We start from the raw sequence: 19,639 nt of genomic DNA on the forward strand, positions 1-19,639 counted from the left end.
CTGAAATCTCTGGTATGTGCGATTTTTTTATATTGCTTGCTTTAAAGTGCTTAGTCTCCTTTTCTCCTTAAAAAAGATAGAACAATGACTTAATAAGCCAAATTCATACCCAAAACTTCTAAATTTGATAAAATCTAAATAAATAGTATAATATAAACTACATTGATAACGCTTACAAATGTGGCTTTACCATTACATTATGGGAGTGTGATTTTTGTATGGCTGGAAATCGTGCGGTAGTCTATGTGAAACCAGGAGAGGTGGAAGTAAGCGATATAAGTTATCCGGATTTGGTTCTGCGCGACGGCCCTGGAGTGAACCCGTTGAACGTGGGCAGGAAGTGTAATCATGGTGTTATTTTAAAGGTCGTTACAACGAACATCTGTGGAAGCGACCAGCACATGGTAAGGGGAAGGACTACAGCGCCAAGCGGCTTGGTACTAGGCCATGAAATCACAGGAGAAGTCATTGAGGTAGGAAGCGATGTCGAATTCATTAAGAAGGGGGACTTGGTTTCTGTTCCTTTTAATATTGCCTGCGGACGCTGCAGAAGCTGTAAAGAAAGGAATACACATGTCTGTGAAAATGTGAATCCGGATCGGGCAGGTTCGGCTTATGGGTATGTAGATATGGGAGGCTGGGTTGGCGGACAGTCCGAATATGTAATGGTTCCATATGCTGATTTCCAGCTGTTGAAGTTCCCGGACAAAGATCGGGCTATGGAAAAGATCCTGGATTTGACTATGCTTTCTGATATATTTCCGACAGGCTATCATGGCGCTGTTTCCGCGGGGGTGACGACAGGATCCACGGTTTACATAGCAGGTGCCGGACCCGTTGGACTAGCAGCAGCTCATTCAGCCCAGCTTTTAGGGGCGTCTAGAGTAATAGTAGGGGATCTGATAGAAGAGCGCTTGGCCCAGGCTCGCAGCTTTGGCTGTGAAACAGTGAATTTACGGGAACATGCGAATCTTGGTGAGCAGATCGATCAGCTGCTTGGAGCACCGGAAGTGGATTGTGCGGTAGACTGTGTCGGTTTCGAAGCGCATGGCCATGGTGCAGGATCTGGTGAGGAAGCTCCAGCAGCCGTATTGAATTCCATTATGGATGTCACTAGAGCAGGCGGAAGACTTGGGATTCCCGGCCTGTATGTAACAGGAGACCCGGGAGCGGCGGACGATGATGCAAAACACGGAACCTTAAAGATCCGTTTGGGATTAGGCTGGGCGAAGGCTCATACATTTGTTACGGGGCAGACACCCGTCATGAGGTATCACAGGGAGCTGATGAATTCCATTTTGAGCGGCAGGGCGCAGATCGCCAAAGCGGTTAACGCGACTTTAATCTCATTGGATGAAGCACCAAGCGGCTATGCGGAATTTGATAACGGGGCTTCCAAAAAGTTCGTGATTGACCCTCATGGTCTGGTGAGAAGTTAATAGAATCCTATAGTAGAGGAAAGAAGCTGTCCTAACGGGCAGCTTCTTTTCACATTCAGGCGATGGATGAAGTAAATAAGATGGAAAAAGAATTTCTGTACTTGATCATATTTATAGGAAAAGTATGATAAATTAAAGGTGAATGAAAGAATGTGAAAGGTACAGAAGATGAGTATAATAAAAGATTTTTTACTGCAGCTGACACTTATGGCGATACCCATATTTGTTTACTTTATATTTATTACAGAGAGGATAAAGAGTCATAGAAACAGAACGATGATCATGTCCGTTTTCTGGGGTTTATCCATCTTATTATGCATGTCTTTTCCAATTAACTTTGGGCAAAACGCCCGTTTAGATTTAAGGATTATTCCTTTATTATTTGGAACCTTATACGGCGGATTTTGGCCCGGCGTCTTTCTCGCTGGCCTTGTACTGCTTTACCGCCTGTATTTTGGAATCGGTATTGGATTTTATAATACGGCCCTTGTCTTACTGTTTTCACTGCCCGTTCTATTGCTGTATCAAAAGTCGTTTACCAGTGCAAAAAAAGATAAAAGAGTAAAGCTTGCTGCAGGTCTATCCTTTTACTACTGTGTGCTCGGTATTGCGATATTTATAGTACTAAGAGGATTTTCCTTAGAAAATCTAAGAGTACAGTCCATCCATCTTCTCTATGCTGTGGCAGGTACCTGGTTATTTATCCTGCTTTATGAAACGATCAGAGAAATTCACCAGCTCCGTTCAGAGGTGCAGAATGCGGAGAAATTACGTGTCATCAGCGAGCTGACAAGTGTCTTTGCCCACGAAATTAGAAACCCGATGCAGGTTACCCGAGGTTTTCTTCAGCTTCTGGACACTCACGAGCTGCCTGATGATAAAAAAGAATATATTAAGATATCGATTGAGGAATTGGATCGTGCAAATGAAATTATCAATGACTTTTTATCTCTTGGAAAACCAACCCATGCACATAACGAAAGAGTCGACGTCGGATATCAGCTGGAACGTGTTGTCAATATCATCAGAAGTTTTGGCCTGACCCATAATGTTCACATTAAATCTGATATACTTGAGAACTGCTGGACTTATGCGAATCCGCAAAAATTGAATCAGAGCTTCATCAATATTTTAAAAAATGCGATTGAATCTATGCCGAATGGCGGCTTGGTCTGGGTCGGCTGTTCGTTCACTGAAGAGAATATAAAGATTACCATTAAGGACCAGGGAATCGGCATGACAAAAAAACAGTTGGACCGGCTGGGTTCTCCGTTTTATTCCTTAAAGGAAAAGGGAACAGGATTAGGGATGATGGTGAGCTATCAAATCATCCATTCCTTCAAAGGAGAAATGAAAGTGAACAGTGAAAAAGGGATTGGGACAGAATTTATTATTCTTTTGCCGCGAATTTTATAATTCTTAGAGAGTTTGGGCTGCTTTGGCAGTCTTTTTTTATTTTCATAGATTTTAGTATAAGAGGTTACTTGACGTTAGCTATTAAAAAAGAAAAGGTTGACAATGAGAGAAAATATATGGTAAATTTATCTCGAAATAGAGATAAATTATTTCAAGGTTAATAGGGGTCGTTGATTTAATTCATTGAAATTACGAGCAAAATGGGAGGAATTTTAAATGGCAAAGTGGAATGTAGATTCATCACATTCATCAGTAGGATTCGAAGTGAAACACATGATGGTATCAAAAGTTAAAGGTACATTTGGTTCTTATACGGCAGAAGTTGAAGCAGCAGATCTAACCGATCTGACTACAGCTGCCATCTCATTCAAAATTGATGTGGCAAGCATTGATACCCGCAGTGAAGACCGGGACAACCATCTGAAATCAGCAGATTTCTTTGATGCAGAGAATAACCCGACAATCGATTTTACTTCTACAAGCATCACAAAAGATGGCGATGATTACAAAGTAACGGGTGACTTAACCATCAAGGGTGTCACAAAGCCAGCTGCATTTGATGTTGAATTTGGAGGAAAAGGAACCAACCCTTGGGGTGTAGAAGTGTACGGTTTTGAAGTGAAAGGAAAAATCAATCGTGAAGATTTCGGCCTCACATGGAATGCAGCACTGGAAACGGGCGGCGTGCTAGTAGGCAAAGACATCAAGATCGAGCTTGATTTAGAAGTGAATCCTGCAGCATAATGCAGGTTTGAACATCCATAAAAATGGCCACTCCTATACGATAAGGAGTGGCTTTTTGCTGTGATTTTACATAAACCCTTCTAAAACAATCTTGCCTATCGTTTTATTACTCTCCAATAGCTTGTGTGCTTCCCGAAGATTTTCTGCCGAGACGGGACCGAGCACGTTGGTAAGCGTGGTTCTTAATTTTTGGTTATCGACAGCCTCGGCAATTCTATTAAGGAGAAGATGCTGCTCGATTATATCTTCTGTTTCAAAAAGGGAACGCGTAAACATGAATTCCCATACAAAGGTGACGCTCTTTCGCTTAAGCAGTGTAAGGTCGAGCGGAGTGGAAGGATCATCAATGGCACACACCGCTCCCTGGGGAGAAATCACTTCGCTGATTCCTGTCCAGTGCTTCTCCAAAGCATTCAGGCAGAAGATATATGGAACCGAATGAATCCCGAGTTCTTCCAGCTGTGGAAGAAGCGATTCATGATGATTAATGGTATAGTCTGCCCCCAAGGATGTGACCCAGTCAACAGTTTCCTTACGGGATGCAGTCCCGATGACCGTGAGCCCAGCTTCTTTTGCAAGCTGGACCGCAATGGATCCCACTCCGCCGGCTGCCCCAATGATCAGCAGAGCCTTTCCTTTATTATCATCGGGATTTTGGGAGACCTGCATTCGAGTGAACAATGCCTCCCAGGCTGTGATAGAGGTCAAAGGGAGCGCTGCTGCTTCCGCAAAATTCAGCGAAGCCGGCTTACGCCCAACAATTCGTTCATCGACCAGATGGTATTCACTGTTTGTACCCTGACGTGCAATGCTGCCGGCATAAAAGACTTCATCTCCCGGCTGGAACAGGGTGCAGTCCGGCCCTGTCTCTTCCACCACCCCGGCTGCGTCCCAGCCTAAGATTTTTGGGGTATCCTCCGCTCCATCTTTAGGAGATCGAACCTTCGTGTCGACAGGGTTGACTGATATCGCCTTGATTTTCACAAGCAGGTCGCGCCCCGCAGCTTGCGGCTTTTCTACCGTTATATCTTCCAGGCTTTTAGGGTCCTCGATAGGAAGGTAATGGGTCAGTCCTACTGCCTTCATGGTCGTCATGTATAACCACATCCTTTCTTTTTTATCAGTATAGCCTCTGCGGGAAGTAAATTGAAATATTCAGATCGGCTATTATCTATTTTTTTGAATGAGAAAAGCCAGGCTGTATATCTTATACCTAAACGGAGGTGTATAGGAAATGAAGAAATGGCTGATAGTCACTCTATTTGTCTTAATGGGCCTCCAAGGCAAGGCCCTGGCTGCCGGACAGCAGAGCGAACGGCAGACTCCTGAAGAAATCCAGCCTGTACAGAAAACAGCTTATTTAACTTTTGATGATGGACCTTCTCTAAACACAATGCCAATTTTGGATGTGCTGGATCACTATGGTGTAAAAGCCACATTCTTTGTGATAGGCAATGAAGAAGGCTATGCTGCAAGAGCCTATAGAGAAATGGTGTCCAGGGGACATGCTATTGCTCTCCATACTTACTCACATGACTATGATGTAGCGTATGGATCCGTACAGAGTTATTTTTCTGATATGGAGCGGCTGGAGAGCCTCTTGCAAAAATACGGGGTACGGACAAACCTCGTCCGTTTCCCGGGCGGTTCAAAAAACAGGGCCGTCCTTTATGGCCATAAGAAGGAAGTATTGAACGGCATAAAAACGGAGCTTGCAAAAAAAGGATACACCTATGTGGATTGGAATATCGATTCAACGGATGGCTATAGTCCTTCAATCAGTAAGTACACCATTGTGTCTAACGTTTTAAAAGGTGCAAAGGACCTGGAGCAGTCTGTCATCCTTCTTCACGATATTAATAGTATGGATAATACAGTCCGGGCACTGCCGGAAATCATTACCGGCCTGAAGGAACAGGGATATGAATTCGATGTTTTAAATGATTATACTGCGAAAAAGGTGCAATTTGGACAATGAATGGAATGGAGGTTTTCCAATTTGGAAAGCCTTTTTCTTTTTAATTCATGAGGCTTATTCCATCCTTTCAAGCAGTCTTTTGTAATAAGGCTTAAGAATATTAATACATATAATTAGTATGAGGTTATACAGGGCCGAAAGTATCAGAAAAGAGGGTTATTTTGTCATAATTTGACAAGATGGGAAATCCAGCGTATAATTTATTTAATTCTGAAATTTTAGATAAAGGAAGTTTGCTATATACATAGGTTTTGATCAGGAGGTCAAGGATGATTGAATTTAGCAAGGTGAATAAGTTCTATGGGGACTTTCATGTCTTAAAAGATATTAATCTCACCATTAATAAAGGTGAGGTTGTGGTTGTGATAGGACCATCAGGATCAGGGAAGAGTACTTTGCTTCGCTGCATCAATCGGCTTGAAACCATATCCGATGGGGGACTTACGGTAAACGGAGTATCCGTAGGAGACAAAAAAACCAATATTAATACTCTAAGACGGAATATCGGAATGGTTTTCCAGCATTTTCATTTATATCCCCATAAAACAGTACTCCAGAATATTACGCTGGCGCCTATGAAGGTACTGGGACAATCCCAGAAAGAAGCGGAAGAAACCGCAAGGCATTATCTTGACAAGGTAGGGATTCTGGAAAAGGCTGGCTCCTATCCTTCACAGCTTTCCGGAGGCCAGCAGCAGCGTGTGGCCATTGCCCGGGGACTGGCAATGAAACCGGAAGTCATGCTTTTTGATGAACCAACGTCTGCGCTGGATCCTGAGATGATCGGTGAGGTGCTGGATGTTATGAAAGCACTGGCAAGAGAAGGCATGACTATGGTCGTCGTGACCCACGAAATGGGCTTTGCCCGTGAGGTTGCGGATCGAATTGTGTTTATGGATGAAGGGCGTGTCCTGGAAGAAGCAGTTCCGGCTGATTTTTACGAGAATCCCCGTGAAGAACGGGCTCGTTTATTTCTCAGCCGTATACTAAATCATTAATCAGGGGGTAGAAACATGTTTAAAAAGAAGAAGCTATTCACTATGGCCATCGTTACATCTATGGCTGCACTTATGCTGGCAGGATGCGGAAGCAGCAAAAGCAATGGTTCAGAAGGCTCCAGCAAGGATGTTCTTGCTAAGATCAAGGACGATAAGAAAATTGTCTTTGGTGTAAAGTACGATACCCGCTTATTTGGATTAAAAAATCCGTCATCAGGGGAAGTGGAAGGATTTGATATCGACTTGTCCAAGGCTCTTGCTAAAGAGATGTTTGGATCCGATGTAAAGCCTGAATATAAAGAGGTGACCTCCAAAACTCGGGTTGGCCTTTTGAACAATGGAAAGGTCGATGCGGTGGTCGCAACAATGACCATTAATGAAGAACGTAAGAAAGAAGTCGATTTTACAGACGTATACTTTGATGCCGGCCAATCTTTGCTGGTCAAAAAAGGCAGCAAAATCACAGGACTGAAAGACCTGAAAAAAGGCACGAAGGTCCTTGCGGTTAAAGGGTCTACATCCGCTGTCAATATCCGTGAAAAAGCGCCGGATACCCAGGTTCTGGAATTCGAGAACTATGCGGAAGCCTTCACTGCTTTAAAATCCGGTAAAGGGGATGCTTTGACCACTGATGATGCCATCCTTTATGGAATGGCCGAAGAAGATCCATCTTATCATCTGGTCGGCGGAACATTCACAGAAGAGCCATACGGCATAGCGGTTAAAAAAGGAAATAAAAAGCTTGTAGATGCACTGAACAAAGCTTTGAAGAGCCTGAAGGATTCAGGGGAATATGATCAAATCAAGAGCAAGTGGATCAAAGAAAATCAATAAAAACTATTAGCACTCTTGTCAGGATGGGCAGCGGTCCAAGGCTTTGGGACCAGCTCATCCTGATTGATTAGGAGGAGATCATTTGTGGATTTCTCTGTACTAACCAATAATATGGATGCATTTTTAGAAGGGTTTAAGACTACCATCATTGCCAGTTTAATAGCTTTAGTCTGCAGTTTCATCCTGGGGACCCTTATCGCTGTCATGCGTATAGCACCTCTAAAGGCACTGAATTGGATTGGCACAGTTTATGTGGAATTTATCCGGAATATCCCTGTGCTGGTGATTGTATTCTTTACGTACCTTGCCTTCACTTTCAGCGGAATGACGGCGGGTACCATAGGCTTGACAGTCTATACGGCTTCCTTCATTGCCGAAGCGATCCGAGCCGGTATCATGTCGGTTCCAAAAGGACAGATGGAGGCAGCCCGATCATCAGGCCTGAGCTATGGACAGGCGATGAGGTTTGTGATTCTTCCACAGGCCATTAAAATCGTCATTCCGCCTTTGGGCAACCAATTTATCAACTTGGTCAAAAACTCTTCTCTGTTAGGCATAGTGGCAGGCGGGGATTTGATGTATCAAGGAGATCTGGTGAATGCAAAAACATTTGCATACGTGGATACATATGTGTTTGTCGCTTTATTTTATTTGGTTTTAACGATTCCTTTGAGCTTTGGCGTAGGGTATTTAGAAAAACGTCTGGCCAGAAGCAATTAGGGAGGTGCAGATATGGATTTTTTAAAACCGTTCATTGAAGTATATACGCCTGATCATTTGAAATTTTTATTGCAGGGTTTTCTGGTCACGCTGAAGGTTGCAGCCATCTCGATTGTTCTCAGTTTTATCATTGGTGCTATTGTCGGTACGCTAAGATATGCAAAAATTCCCGTCCTATCTCAAATACTGGCCGTCCTGGTGGAGATCCTCCGGAATCTGCCGCTGCTCCTGATCATCTTCTTCACCTATTTTGCTCTGCCTGAGCTTGGGATTGAAATGGAAATCACTACAGCAGCAATCGCAGCCCTGACGGTTTTTGAGTCAGCCATGCTATCGGAAATCATTCGAAGCGGCCTGAATTCCATTGAAAAGGGACAGACCGAAGCAGGCCGCTCGTCGGGACTGAGCTACGTCCAGACCCTGCGCTATATCGTTCTGCCGCAGGCATTAAGGAGAATGGTTCCGCCGATTGTGAGCCAATTCATTTCCCTGCTGAAGGATACCTCCCTTGCTGTCGTGATTGCACTGCCGGATTTATTGCATAACGGGCAGATTATTTATGCTCAAAAAGAATCCTATGTAGCACCGGTCTTTATAATCGTTGCTTTGATGTATTTTATCGTGAATTATGCGTTGTCGCTGGCAGCCAGAAGGCTGGAATTGAAGCAAAGCTAAAGATGAGGAGCATTTGGCTTCGGTCCCACAAATAACTTACAGCAAAGAAGGGAAGTCAACAGCAATGTTGGCTTTTTTGCTGTGCCTTTGAAAGAAGGTATGGAAAATGAGGGTGCCAATAATAGGGATTCGCTTTTTACGTGGTCATATTAAGATTGGATTATGGTAGAGTTATATCCTAATTTTACTCACTAGGGTTGGGACTACGAAATCTCCCAAAGCAAAGAAAAAAGTCCTTTTAAGCGATAAGGACGCAATCGAGGAAAACGGCCATGTTCATTTAAAGATAGAGAGCATTGATTCTCTAATTGGTATCTTTTTTTGAATGTGCAGGTCTTTTAAGCGGACAGAGGGGCATACGGTTTGGGCATTCTCAGCTCTTTGTTTTCTGGTAATTGGATTGGTAGGCAGCTATATAATAATCCAGCTCCTGGCTGAGGGCCAGCGTTTCTAAGGAATTCATTCCGCATGTGGCTGCGGATGCAACCATCCTATGACGGGTGTCTTCAATTTTTTCCTTTAGCTCAAAAGTAACAGCCATACTCATAACCCCTTACTAATGATTTAGTACTAATTTATCACATAGTGGCAGTACATGTATACGTTTCAATGGGTTTTTATTGAAAAGAGCAGGAATGGCCCATACACGGGCAATGAAGGGGAATCTATGACTCAAATTGATAAGGATTAGTAAACTCGCAATATGTCAGAGAGAATATGTAAATATATAAATAATTTGGTATTTTATGTTTTGTAATTTCAGGTCATTGGGTATAAAGATACAGACTTCAAGAATACGGACCTTCTACATAGGAATAAATTACTATTTTTGCCATTTTTTAAGGAAATTATTGGTGGATTTTAGAAGGATATTTTAAAATATAAATGACAAATTTTTTAAGGAGTGATGGTTGATGGCAGGAAATATCAGACTGACCCCGGAAGAATTGCGCGGAGTGGCAAGACAATATAACACAGAAAGCGGTAATGTTACGGATCTTGTTACAAGACTCGACAACATGAGCAGCCACCTGCAGGAAATTTGGGAAGGTGCGTCAAGCCAGGCATTTGCCCAACAATATCAGCAGCTTCGGCCTTCTTTCGAAAAAATGGCGACTTTATTGGATGAGGTAGCTCAGCAGCTTGCCAGCTCTGCTAATGTTCTTGAAGATACTGACCAGCAGATCGCCAGCCAAATTAACGGATAATCATTCAGTCTAAAAGAAATATAGAAAAGGAGCGCATAGATCTTTTAGATTATAGCGCTCTTTTCTATGAACGAGGTGGACGCCATCTACATACAAATAACGATCGATTTAAAAAACTATACAAAAGATGTGTTCGACCTGCAGCTTTCGAATTACCTGACAGTCAATAAGCTTGTGGACATTGTCTGGCAGGTTAAAAAGATACCTGCCCTGCCGCGGGAAGGTTATTGGATCAGGGTGCAGAATAAGGATTTGGTACTCCGGGGCTATGGTTCTCTGGAGGAAGGCGGGATCACCTCAGGAGACAGAATAGAAATCTTATAGATGCTCTAAAGGAGTCTAGAGTAATGGAAGGAACTAAACAGTCATACTTAGAAGAACAGCTGGATGCGCTGATTAAGAAGGACGGAAGCAGCCGGAATTTTATTTTTCAGAGATCGAGAGTCAAGCTCCGGGATGCATTAGAAATCAAATTTCTTGAAGGGCTGGATTCGGATATCAAGAAGGAAATTATCGTGAATGAAGATGAAGTGGTGGTCAGGGCCGCAGTTCCACCCTCTTTTCTCACGTTTGCGGGCGTTAAGAAAAAGACCAGGCTGGCGAGGCTGTATTTTGCCCATCAGCTGGTGGAGAAGGTGATTCATCATGATTTTTCCAGACTGCATGTGATAGTAAGTCCCGAAAACATTTTGGCGGATCCCGGCCTTTCGCCGCACTTTTTGCATTATGGTGTAAAGGAAAGCCTTCCCCCTTATGAAAAAGATGAAGAGCGCCTCCTGAAGGAGACCAGGGCGGCTTGTGCAGAACTTGCGGATGATAAGTATACATTTGCCGACTATATTCAATTTTCCCAGACTCTGAAGCTGTCAAACCAGGCCAAAGAGATCATGGCGATAAAGACATTTGAGGAGCTTTCGGACTATATTGGACAGGCGATCAGAGAGCTTGAACAGAAGGAAAGCAACTATGCATACATACCAAAAAAGAAATGGAATATTTATCGATACGCTTTACTGGGTGCAAGTATTTTATTGATTCCAGCCATTATATATATCCTATCTTTTCTGCTGTTTACCCAGCCGAAGCAAGAGGCCTATGTTAAAAGCGGTCAATACTATCTTGAGCAGAAATACAGCCAGGTAATTGACACCCTGAATCAATATGATCCTGAGGATATGCCATATGCAGTCCAATATGAGCTTGCCTCATCTTATATAAAAAATGAAGAGCTTGGCGAAGAGCAGAGGGATGCTGTCGAGAACATGGTTACTCTCCAGACCGATCCGCAGTATTTTCTTTATTGGATTAATATCGGCCGCGGAAAAAATAAAGAAGCCGTAGATCTTGCAAGATCCATGGAGTTCAGGGATCTCGTGATATATGGCTTGATTAAGTATAAAGATGACATTAAAGCAGATGACAAGCTTACCGGTGAGGAGAAGGAGAAGGAACTGAACTCTATAGACCAGGAAGTGGCAGAATACCAAAAGGATCTCAAAGAGCAAAAGAAGCAGGAGGATGAGGAAAAAGCAGCAGAAGAAAGCGGGACTCCCGGTGCTGCCCAGGGAGCCGGAGGAACACAGCCTGTGCAGACTGCGCCAGCTGGAACCCCTCAGGTACCTGTTAAGGGGGCCAAAGCTCCAGCCGTCCCGCCGGCCGCTCCAAAGAAAGAGGAAAAGCCGAAAGCTGCAAGTTAATAAACGGGGATTTTACATGTAAATGAATGCAGTGCAGGAGATGAATTGGATTGGGACTATTATGGATTTTCTACGAACAGACGTATCAGCAGTATTCGTTCCAGGACACGAATCAGTCCATAACCATTGGCAGCGGCGGGAAATGCTCCATTCATATCCAGTCAGTCAGCCTAAAAGATGACTGGATTGAGTTAAGGAAGGAAAATGGAAAAGATTTCGTGATCTATTACAGAGATGAACGGCTTGGGGGCCTTCAGGAAAAAACTCCTTTATCCGTTTTTATTGATTCTGTGCCCTTTCGTTTTTATTTATTGGAAGACCCTTTAGAAGACCAATCGTATTATGTCGGTGGAGAGCATGAGATATCCTTTTCCTCTGATGGGCCATCAACGATACAAAAAGAGGCGGTATGGCCGCATCAGAAAGGGAAAGAACTCCCTGTATTAAAGCGAATCAAGGGCAGATGGATGGTTCAGGCATCCCCTGAGGAAGAAATCTACCTGAATGGATTGCGGCTGAATGAAAGAGCTGAATTGAGGCCGGGCGATTTATTATTTTGGCCGTTTATGACCCTCTCATTACTCGAAGAGGATCTTTTATCTGTACAGTCAGCAGATCCATTCAATGCGAGTCTGCCCGAAGCCGTTCAGCCATCCTCAGAAATGAAGAAGAGCTACCCGCAGTACAGACGGACACCGAGGATGGTATATGAGATGCCAATGGAAAAAGTCAGCATTTCCTTTCCTTCCCCGGAGTCTGACGGCAATCAGCGCGGCTTATGGCTGATCATCATGCCGCCGCTTCTGATGCTTTTAGTCATGGGGCTTGTTGCCATCCTTCAGCCCAGGGGATTGTTCATCCTCATTTCCCTGGTTATGTTCGGTACGACAATGGTGACCTCCACCTTTCAATATTTTAAAGATAAGAAGAGCCGTAAAGAGCGGAAGAAGAAGCGCAGGATCCTTTACACGCGATACCTGGAGGGCAAAAGGAAGGAACTCCAGGAACTATATGAAAAGCAGGAGATGGTTTTACATTACCATTATCCTGATTTTGAACGGATGAAGTATCTTACAAGCATCATCAGCGACAGAATTTGGGAGAGATCCCCTGAGGCTGAGGACTTCCTGCATATCCGTGCCGGAAGGGCGGATGTTCCTGCAAGCTATGAGGTTGCGGCAAGCAGCCAGGACATGGCCAACAGGGAGATCGATGATTTGATTGAGCAGTCCCAGGATATTGTGGAAACGTATAAACAAATTCAGAACGTGCCGCTTGCCATTGATTTATCCTCTGGTTCTATTGGATTCACCGGGAAATATGCCATCGTCAAAAAAGAGCTTCAGCAGATCATCGGGCAGCTTGCCTTCCTGCACAGCTACCATGATATTCGCTTTGTGGCCATTTTTGATAAGGAAGACTATAAGGACTGGGAATGGATGAAGTGGCTGCCTCATTTTCAGATGCCGCATTCCTATGCAAGGGGTCTTGTGTATGATGAACAAACCCGTGACCAGCTGCTTTCATCGATTTACCAGATTTTAAGGAGCCGGGATATGGAGGAGGACAAAGAGAAGAAGAGGTTTGTCCCTCACTTTGTATTCATTGTGACCAATCCCACCCTGATTGCCGAGCATGTTATTCTGGAGTATCTGGAAGGAGAACATGCAACTATCGGCATTACTTCCCTGTTTGCTGCAGATACAAAGGAAAGCCTGACTGAAAACATTCATACTGTCATTCAATATATCAATGAGCGTGAGGGAGAGATCTTGATCAAACAGCGCAAAGCGGATCACACCTCTTTCAGGCTGGATGCCCATAGGGCTGAAGGAAACGAGCGATTTTCAAGAATGCTGAGATCGCTCGATCACCAGAAGGGAATGAACAATTCCATCCCGGATATGGTTTCATATTTGCAATTACATAATGTCAAGGAAGCGGAGCAGCTGCCTATAGAGGACAATTGGAAAAACAATCAATCCTCCCAGTCCCTCGCAGTGCCGATCGGGCTGAAGGGAAAGAAGGATCTTGTGGAGCTGAACCTTCATGAAAAAGCCCATGGTCCTCACGGTCTTGTTGCGGGTACAACGGGATCGGGAAAGAGTGAATTGCTGCAAACGTATATTTTATCGTTAGCTGTTCATTTCCATCCGCATGAAGTAGGCTTCTTGCTTATTGATTACAAAGGCGGGGGGATGGCCCAGCCGTTTAAAAATATGCCGCATCTTCTTGGAACCATCACCAATATCCAAGGAAGCAAGAACTTCAGTGCCCGCGCGCTTGCTTCCATCAAAAGCGAGCTCAAAAAAAGGCAGAGGCTTTTTGACCGCTATGAAGTCAATCATATTAACGATTATACAGAACTGTATAAAAGCGGCACTGCATCTGAGCCGATGCCCCATCTGTTTTTGATTTCAGATGAGTTCGCTGAACTGAAGAGCGAGGAGCCGGAGTTTATCAGAGAGCTTGTCAGTGCGGCCCGTATCGGAAGAAGCCTCGGAGTCCATTTAATTCTTGCCACGCAGAAGCCGGGTGGTATCATCGATAACCAAATTTGGAGCAATGCGAGGTTCAGGATTTCCCTAAGAGTGCAGGATGAGAATGACAGCAAGGAGATCCTGAAAAACAGTGATGCTGCCAATATTACCGTTACAGGACGGGGTTACCTTCAGGTAGGAAATAATGAAGTATATGATTTATTCCAATCTGCCTGGAGCGGTGCCCCGTATATGGAGGATGCATATGGGGCAGAAGATGAAATCGCTCTGGTGACGGATTTGGGGCTGATGCAGATTTCCGATATTTCTACAAGAAGCTCTGAAAGCCAGAGGCAAAAGCTGACGGAAATAGATGCTGTGGTCAATCGGATTATCAGTGTACAGGAGCGCCTGGAGATTAAAAAGCTCCCTAGTCCATGGCTCCCGCCGCTTGAGGGCCGTATTGCAAGGCCTGCTGGCAGAGAAAATCGAAATGGCTTCCTGTTCGGTGTAAAGGACGAACCGGAAAAACAGAAGCAGAGCCCTTATGAGTATCAATTATATAATGACGGCAATATCGGGGTATTTGGCAGCTCAGGCTATGGAAAGTCTACAACATTACTAACTCTATTGATGAATTTTGCGGAAGCACTGAGTCCGGATGAGCTGAATTATTATATTTTTGATTTTGGAAACAGTGCTCTGCTGCCGTTGAGGCAGATGAAGCATACAGCCGATTACTTCCGTATCGATGAGCAGAGAAAAATTGAGAAGTTCCTGCAATTCATCAAGAAAGAAATCGAACACCGAAAGCAGCTGTTCCTTGAAAATGAAGTAAGCAATCACAGGATGTACAATTCCAGAGGGAAAAAGAAAATTCCGCTTCTATTCATTGCCATTGATAACTTCGATCTGGTGAAGGAAGAGATGCAGGATATAGAAACCCAATTTACCCAGATTGCCAGGGATGGACAGTCACTGGGCATTTTTATGGCAGTCACCGCTACCCGGATCAATACGCTCCGACAGCCGCTTATGAATAACCTGAAGACGAAAATCATCCACTATCTCATGGACAGTACGGAAAAATACACTCTCGTCGGAAGAACTCCGTATGAGGTGGAGGCTGTTCCGGGACGTGCACTGATCAAAGAGGACGGGACGTATTTAACCCAGATTTACATGCCGGCTGAAGGCGCAAGTGAGCTGGAGGTCCTGGATCAGCTGAAGCTGAACATACAGACACTTAATGAGAAGTATAAGGATGCCAAAAAGCCACAGGGTATCCCGATGCTTCCAGTCCGCCTAAGCCTGAAGGCCTTCCAGGGCGGATATGCGGCTGGTTTGAGTGAAGGTCTTATCCCAATCGGCCTGGATGAAGAACAGGTGAAGCCCGTATTTCTCAGTCTCAAAACCAGCAGGCATTACCTGGTGATCGGACAGTCGCGCAAAGGAAAGACCAATACCTTGAAGGTGATCCTTGAGCATCTATTGACCCAGCATATAAAGGAAGCCGCCATCTTTGATGCTGTGGATAGGGGGCTTGCGCCATATGCAGCCAGAGATAGGGTCCGCTACCTGGATACCAAGGATCATATAGCCGCATGGCTTGATGAGATGGACACAGAATTTGAGCAGAGAGAAAAGGAGTATAGGAAAGCCAGTGAAGAAAGCCGTGTGCAGGGAATTTCCTTTGAACCGGCCATTCTTCTTATCGACAGCATTTCCAGGTTTCAGCAGACGGTCGATGCAAGGATACAGGACAGGCTTGCAGGGTATCTAAAGCGCTACAGTCATCTGGGCTTCAGCCTGATCGCAGCTGGGAATGCCAATGAATTTACCAAAGGCTTTGATTCGTTAACATCCGAACTGAAGCAGATCAGGCATGCGATTCTCCTGATGAAGAAATCTGAGCAGAGCTTATTTGCCCTTCCTTTTTCCCGAAAAGAAGAGGAAATCCAGCCGGGCTTTGGATATATCGTAGAAAATGGCAGGGAGCATAAAATTCAAATTCCCAACGCACAAGAAGGAAGCAGGTGAAAGAAGTGCCACAAAAATATCGAGCATTAAAAGTGATAGCGGCCATACTGGTGATTCTGGTGCTGCCCAGTCTGTTCTTCACATATATCGGCCATGAGCCGATGAAGGAGCAGGTGAAGGCTACCCGCCAGATTGCTGTGGTCAATGAAGATAATGGATCGAACTTTGAAAAAAAACCTATCAATTTTGTTCACCGGATCCTTCCGGCATTAGAGAAAGACTCTGACTATCAATGGGAAGTTGTTTCGAGAAGCAGCGCCGAAAAGGGTCTGGCCGACCAAAGGTATGATGCGGTAGTCTATTTCCCATCCGATTTTTCGAAAAACATTCTGACCTTTGAACAGAACTCACCGGTAAAGGCATCCGTTTCCTATAATCTGCAGGTGAATCTCGATGCAAAAAACAAGGAAAAGCTGCAGAGGGAGCTTGAGATTACAAAGGGAAATATGAATAAGCAGATTACCTCTCTATATTGGAGTGTAGTCTCCCAATCTGTTGAGGATATCAGAAAGAAGTTTGATAAGATCCTTGAAAAAGAGATAGCTTTCCAGAATACGATTTATTCCTTTTATAATCCAAACTCTGAAAAACTGGCATCGGAAATAGAGCAGCAGCGTAAAATGATCAATGACCTTTTCTCCTCCACAAGGGATGCTGAAAAGGCATCGGCTGCCTCCATGGATAGCTTTAATGCCAATAAAAAGGAAATAGCCGCCTTTGTGGACAGTATCAATAAATATAAGGAATACCAGCAAAGGCAGGACGAGCTGTTTACCATGACGGCTGCAGAAAATGAAAAAATGATGCAGGATGGTCTTGGAAACTATGAAACAGTCATCAATAATAGTGTCCAGGCCGTAGCCGACAGGCAGAATGTGCCGGATGGGGATTTAAAAGGGGAAGACCTTGAACTAAAGGAAAAAATGGCTGGTCTTAAATCCAAGATTACCGAAAGCACTGATAAGCTTGACAAGCTTACGGCCTCCCTGAATGATTCGACGGTGGACCAGCAGTTTGAAAAATTAGCATCCATCCAAAGGGAGCTTGTCCATCAGTATAAACAGGACTCAGGCAGCAGTGCACTGGACAGTATCCAGATGGAACTGATTCCAGCCCGCCAAAAGCTTCAAAGCCCTGGATCTGATCCGGAAAATAATCCTGAACCGCCTCCTTCAGGAGGGGATCCAAATACGGATGCCATTATGTCGGCTATTACTGAAGCCAAAAAACAGGCGGAGAAGTTAAAGGCACAGCTTGAGGCAGCCCAATCGGCTAAACAGGCCCAGCCGGCTTTGAAGACATCTGAACAGGCCCAGGATCAGAGTCAGCCTGTAAGCCAGTCCCAGCCCAGTATTGAGAACTGGGATGAAATCAACGCTTCTCTCCAGGCGGTCACGTCGGGTATGCAGCAGATTGAGTCGGGTGTCCAGCAGCAGACTAAAAAACAGGAGGAGCTGCAAAAAGCTTACAATAGCCTGATCAAACAGCTGCAGGACCAGGATCAAGGATCCACCGCTGCAGAAGACACGGCGATTGCCAAAATAAAGGAAAAAGAAGAAGCGATTCTCCAATCCGGCGGCCTTGCGCAGGTAAGGAAGGACCTGCTTTCCCCTTATTTTCAAATGGGGATCCAGAATAAGAATATCACCGATCTTTTAACGTATTATACCTATCTCTCTGAATTTGAAGGGGCCATTGCCCGCAATGCCGTCCAGGACGATGAACTGATTGACGGCCTGATTAAAGGAGATAAAAATACGAAGGACATTAAAGAGGTGTACACTGCCCTGAAAGAAGAAACAGGGGATAATCGTTATTTCAGCGATATTAAGGATAATCTCGCAGCTTCGGCCGCAGATGCAGCCCAGCTTGAGGGAGACTATACATCATATACCGATAAAGTGGATAGTTTCATTGGAAAATACAATCAGTATCTAAATGAAGAGCAAGCTGCGGTCCTGTCCGATCTGGAAACCCTTCAGGTTAATGCGAGCGGAATCACAGAGAAGCTACGGGAAGGGTATAAACAGGCAGAGGTGGAAGCACCGGCAGCGGATGCCCTTCAGGGAGAAATGTTTGTCTCCATGCAGGATACAGCTGCTGGAGAGCTAAAGTCTATTTCTGGGTTAATTAACTCGCTGTCGGAGAGGCAGGGGAATATTGAGGAATACACCAGAACGCTTCAGTCGAAGGTAGGATCAGTCCAGGGGAGAGCTGATACATTAAATGGTACCTGGGCAGCGAATGTAGATACGACCAAGAAGATTAAAAAGGATGTCTATGGCCTCTTGAACAATACGCTGGTAGATAACCAGCAGAATCCATATGTCTATGATTATCTGGCAAGTCCGGTCAATGTGGATGGAAAGGTCATGGAGGATAAGGTGGTGAACACACCGCCGGTTGTCATGCTGATTGTCATCCTTCTATCCGGCCTTGTCATTGGGTACTTCCTGTACCATTATTCCAGCATGCCGCTGTTTGTCCACCTTTCTCTATTTATTCTTTTGAATGTGGCAGTGGGACTAATCATCAGCATCTACGGATTGAATCTTTATGCACTCGGGGATGTACAGGCGATTAAATGGACCGCCTTTACTATCCTGCTGCTAATGGCTTGTTCCAGCGCGGTTCGTTTTGCGTTTACTATTGGACCTTTCATTGGATGGATTGCAGCAGCAGGCCTGATTTTATTCTTTATTACTCCGTTAATGGATATTGTATTGCCAAACTTTGATTTTAATCATCCCGTTTCTAATGTGTACATGTCCATCCAATACGGCGACCAATCTAAATTTGCAGGGGCGGCTGTTGTCTTGGGGATAATTGCAGCAGTATTGACCGCCATGCCATATATAAGCAGGGGCTGGCCGCTGAAGAAACAAAGGGAACTGGCTGCCGATGAAGTATAGAAGGTACTTCCTGCTCCCTGTTCTCTGCCTGGGGATTTTGCTGGCAGGAACAGGGACAGGGGATGCACAGGAACATGCAGATGTGAAGCCGAACACGTACAAAGATAAGAATATTAAGCTGAATACGGATTACTTTCATGAGGATTCCCTGCTGAAAGAAAAGGCAGTGCTTCCGGATGAACAAAAGATGCTGACTTTTAAAAAGAAAAAAAATACCCTGATAAGCAATGTAGAAAGGAAGCTTTTCATCAGCAGTGAACATCAAACAACGGCAGCAGGCGTAAAAGCAGAGCAGCTGAACCTGTTTACTGATCCCAATCTGAACAGTGCACCGATTTATAAAGATCCATCTTCTTCTGATAAGGAGGAAAACAAGCTGTATCTGCCTTTAATCTTCGGGGTGCTGCTGATCATGATCATTCTGTTTATGTTCCTTGTGCTGGTGCCCAGAATCTCTAAAGAGTTGAAAAAAACCTCCTGAAGCAGCTTTCAGGAGGT

Annotated in this window: 16 protein-coding genes; 14 read left to right on the forward strand and 2 right to left on the reverse strand. The window is 44.5% G+C overall.

Annotated features, from left to right (window positions below; all coding sequences use genetic code 11):
* The first annotated feature begins 218 nt into the window (after positions 1 to 218).
* The 3 genes from fdhA (at position 219) to H539_RS0107975 (ending at position 3,599) form a co-directional block, all read left to right on the forward strand.
* Positions 219 to 1,439 carry a formaldehyde dehydrogenase, glutathione-independent gene (gene fdhA, locus H539_RS0107965; RefSeq protein ID WP_026693078.1) on the forward strand — a complete coding sequence of 407 codons (1,221 nt, stop codon included), beginning with the start codon at positions 219 to 221 and terminating at the stop codon, positions 1,437 to 1,439.
* Between the two features lie 168 nt (positions 1,440 to 1,607).
* Positions 1,608 to 2,855 carry an ATP-binding protein gene (locus tag H539_RS0107970; RefSeq protein WP_081415817.1) on the forward strand — a complete coding sequence of 416 codons (1,248 nt, stop codon included), beginning with the start codon at positions 1,608 to 1,610 and terminating at the stop codon, positions 2,853 to 2,855.
* Between the two features lie 216 nt (positions 2,856 to 3,071).
* On the forward strand, positions 3,072 to 3,599 hold the full coding sequence (locus H539_RS0107975; protein WP_026693080.1) for a YceI family protein: 528 nt from the start codon (positions 3,072 to 3,074) through the stop codon (positions 3,597 to 3,599).
* 66 nt (positions 3,600 to 3,665) lie between these two features.
* Here H539_RS0107975 and H539_RS0107980 read toward each other — a convergent pair whose 3' ends face one another.
* Positions 3,666 to 4,685 (reverse strand): zinc-binding alcohol dehydrogenase family protein, encoded by a 1,020-nt coding sequence (locus H539_RS0107980; RefSeq protein ID WP_026693081.1) that lies wholly within the window; start codon positions 4,683 to 4,685, stop codon positions 3,666 to 3,668.
* 148 nt (positions 4,686 to 4,833) lie between these two features.
* On the opposite strand from H539_RS0107980, the gene H539_RS28090 reads away from it, so the two are divergent.
* The 5 genes from H539_RS28090 to H539_RS0108005 all read left to right on the forward strand — a co-directional run bounded on the left by H539_RS28090 (position 4,834) and on the right by H539_RS0108005 (position 8,804).
* Positions 4,834 to 5,577 carry a polysaccharide deacetylase family protein gene (locus H539_RS28090; protein ID WP_051348500.1) on the forward strand — a complete coding sequence of 248 codons (744 nt, stop codon included), beginning with the start codon at positions 4,834 to 4,836 and terminating at the stop codon, positions 5,575 to 5,577.
* Between the two features lie 269 nt (positions 5,578 to 5,846).
* Positions 5,847 to 6,575 (forward strand): amino acid ABC transporter ATP-binding protein, encoded by a 729-nt coding sequence (locus tag H539_RS0107990; protein ID WP_026693082.1) that lies wholly within the window; start codon positions 5,847 to 5,849, stop codon positions 6,573 to 6,575.
* Between the two features lie 15 nt (positions 6,576 to 6,590).
* Entirely contained in the window at positions 6,591 to 7,409 is an 819-nt protein-coding gene (locus H539_RS0107995) for a transporter substrate-binding domain-containing protein (RefSeq protein WP_026693083.1), read from the forward strand.
* Between the two features lie 111 nt (positions 7,410 to 7,520).
* Positions 7,521 to 8,129, forward strand: coding sequence for an amino acid ABC transporter permease (locus H539_RS0108000; protein ID WP_035322158.1), 609 nt, complete (start codon positions 7,521 to 7,523; stop codon positions 8,127 to 8,129).
* A 12-nt stretch (positions 8,130 to 8,141) separates the two neighbouring features.
* Positions 8,142 to 8,804, forward strand: a complete 663-nt coding sequence (locus H539_RS0108005; RefSeq protein WP_026693085.1) for an amino acid ABC transporter permease — start codon at positions 8,142 to 8,144, stop codon at positions 8,802 to 8,804.
* 373 nt (positions 8,805 to 9,177) lie between these two features.
* On the opposite strand, the gene H539_RS30685 is transcribed toward H539_RS0108005, so the two are convergent.
* Positions 9,178 to 9,345, reverse strand: coding sequence for an aspartyl-phosphate phosphatase Spo0E family protein (locus tag H539_RS30685; protein ID WP_162144702.1), 168 nt, complete (start codon positions 9,343 to 9,345; stop codon positions 9,178 to 9,180).
* Between the two features lie 373 nt (positions 9,346 to 9,718).
* On the opposite strand from H539_RS30685, the gene H539_RS0108015 reads away from it, so the two are divergent.
* From H539_RS0108015 to essA, 6 genes are all read left to right on the forward strand, one after another.
* A complete protein-coding gene (locus H539_RS0108015; protein WP_026693086.1) occupies positions 9,719 to 10,012 on the forward strand; it encodes a WXG100 family type VII secretion target in 294 nt (97 codons plus the stop codon).
* An 84-nt stretch (positions 10,013 to 10,096) separates the two neighbouring features.
* Entirely contained in the window at positions 10,097 to 10,336 is a 240-nt protein-coding gene (yukD, locus tag H539_RS0108020; protein ID WP_026693087.1) for an ESX secretion system protein YukD, read from the forward strand.
* A gap of 23 nt (positions 10,337 to 10,359) precedes the next feature.
* A complete protein-coding gene (gene essB, locus H539_RS28095; protein ID WP_051348501.1) occupies positions 10,360 to 11,709 on the forward strand; it encodes a type VII secretion protein EssB in 1,350 nt (449 codons plus the stop codon).
* A 50-nt stretch (positions 11,710 to 11,759) separates the two neighbouring features.
* Entirely contained in the window at positions 11,760 to 16,229 is a 4,470-nt protein-coding gene (essC, locus tag H539_RS0108030) for a type VII secretion protein EssC (RefSeq protein ID WP_026693088.1), read from the forward strand.
* Positions 16,226 to 19,141: a type VII secretion protein EsaA gene (esaA, locus tag H539_RS0108035; protein WP_051348502.1), complete on the forward strand. Its 2,916-nt coding sequence runs from the start codon at positions 16,226 to 16,228 to the stop codon at positions 19,139 to 19,141. The genes essC and esaA overlap by 4 nt, the downstream gene beginning before the upstream one ends.
* Positions 19,131 to 19,622 carry a type VII secretion protein EssA gene (essA, locus tag H539_RS0108040; RefSeq protein ID WP_026693090.1) on the forward strand — a complete coding sequence of 164 codons (492 nt, stop codon included), beginning with the start codon at positions 19,131 to 19,133 and terminating at the stop codon, positions 19,620 to 19,622. Before esaA ends, essA begins: the two co-directional genes overlap by 11 nt.
* Positions 19,623 to 19,639 lie beyond the last annotated feature (17 nt).

The sequence above is a fragment of the Peribacillus kribbensis DSM 17871 genome (assembly GCF_000430765.1).
GTDB lineage: Bacteria > Bacillota > Bacilli > Bacillales > DSM-1321 > Paraperibacillus > Paraperibacillus kribbensis.